This is a genomic window from Roseomonas sp. TAS13 (assembly GCF_001950415.1).
GTDB classification, from domain to species: Bacteria; Pseudomonadota; Alphaproteobacteria; order Acetobacterales; family Acetobacteraceae; genus Roseomonas; species Roseomonas mucosa.
On record NZ_BDLP01000620.1, the window covers coordinates 1 to 1,626 of the forward strand.

The window sequence follows — 1,626 nt, forward strand, 5'->3', positions numbered from 1 at the left end:
CCCCTGGTGGATCGTTGTCGGTCGCGATGGCCAGGCGGGCATCCGGGAGGGCGGCCATGGCGGCCAGCAGGAGGTCCAGGGCGCGGACCGTCCCCGGCCCCATGCCGCCGCTGGTCGCGACATAGAGGGTGTCGGTCCGCCGCCGCTCGACCGCCGCGAGGCTCAGGGCGTCGATCGGCGCCTCGGCCACGGCCAGACGGTGCGGCAGCACGTCCCGCGGGCAGATCCAGCCCGGCAGGCGGAACAGGGTCTTCTCGCCACCCTTGGCGAAACCCCGGAAGTCCGGACCGCGCATGTCGAAGCCCGTCAGGGTGCCCGTCTCGTCACGATGGGCGAACCACACGGTGCCATAGGCCCCCTCCCGGATGGCATCGGCTACCGTGGCCGCCCGAAGCACGCCGCCCGGCAGGCGCCGGGCATCGGTCAGGTATCGCCAGGCTCGCGAGCCCGGGCGGACGGGCTTCGCCGCGGCCCAGCGCTCCGCCGCCGGAAGGCTTCCCTCCACGCCGGGGCGCACCCGTTCGTGCTCGGGAAAGCTGGGGGACAGACCGACCATCTCGCGCAGCAGCTTGCGGACGTGACCGAAGTTCAGCTCGGGGCGGAGGTGCCGCACCAGGCCGAACACATCGCCCTTGGCGGTTCCCCCGGCATCCCACCAGCCGCGTCCGCCGTGGTTGACGATGATGATCTCGCCCTTGCCACGCCGGTACTTCAGGCAATCCCGGGTGCTTTCCGCCTTGTCCAGCTTCCAGGGCGGCGGCAGCCGTTCCAGCAGGGCGGCGCAGTTCACGCCCTCCCGCAGCCGCTGCAGTTCCTCGTCCTGATCATTCATCTCCCGGAATCCTCTGCCTGGATTCCACCCGCCAACCGCGAGACGGACGCGGGACAAGGGCGCAGCCGGGGCCTGCCCCGGCGCGGGAGGCGCCAGCCGACGCACCCTTGTCGCGCGGCCGTCGCCAGCGGTAGCGGTCTTCCCTCTCTCACAGCCTGTCGCATCAGGGCCCTCTCCGATTGCCGAACCAAGCGGAGGGTCGGCAAGGCTGGTGCGAACGGCCACTTCGTTGATAGGGGGTCCACCAGAGCTTCGTTGCCGCTGGTAAGGTCCCGAACCGACCGCCGGAAGAACCGGATGCAGCGTCAGGGGTGCCCCGTCGCGGGGATGGGCTACGGATGCGCGGAGAAGAACCCGTGTTGGCGATCGGCGCCTCATCCGGTGGCTCCGCGCGTGACCGAACGGCATCCTTGGCCGCTTCCGGGGCGAACCTTAGGGTGACGGCTATGTCGCTGTTCGAGACCATCATCGGGCTGCTGCTCGCCGCCGCCCTGCTGTCGACCCTGGCGGGGCGGCTGGCCGTGCCGGCGCCGGCGATCCTGGCCCTGGGTGGTCTGGCGGCGGCCTTCATCCCCGGCGTGCCGCAGGTCTCCATCGATCCGGAACTGGCCCTGGCTCTCTTCGTCGCCCCGGTCCTCCTGGACGCTGCCTTCGACGCCTCGCCCCGGGACCTGCGGGAGAACCTCGTACCCGTGGTCACCCTGGCGGTGGTCGCCGTGGGGATCACCGTCGCCGCGGTGGCGGTCGTGGCCCGGTGGTGCCTGCCGGAGATGCCGCTCGCCGTGGCGGTGGCG

Annotated in this window: 2 protein-coding genes; one reads left to right on the plus strand and one right to left on the minus strand. The window is 71.8% G+C overall.

Features of this window, described 5'->3' with window-relative positions:
• On the minus strand, positions 1–832 hold an 832-nt coding region (locus ROTAS13_RS24270), incomplete at its 3' end, for a DUF3991 domain-containing protein (protein ID WP_253187767.1).
• A gap of 446 nt (positions 833–1,278) precedes the next feature.
• On the opposite strand from ROTAS13_RS24270, the gene ROTAS13_RS24275 reads away from it, so the two are divergent.
• On the plus strand, positions 1,279–1,626 hold a 348-nt coding region (locus ROTAS13_RS24275), incomplete at its 3' end, for a cation:proton antiporter (protein WP_171979233.1).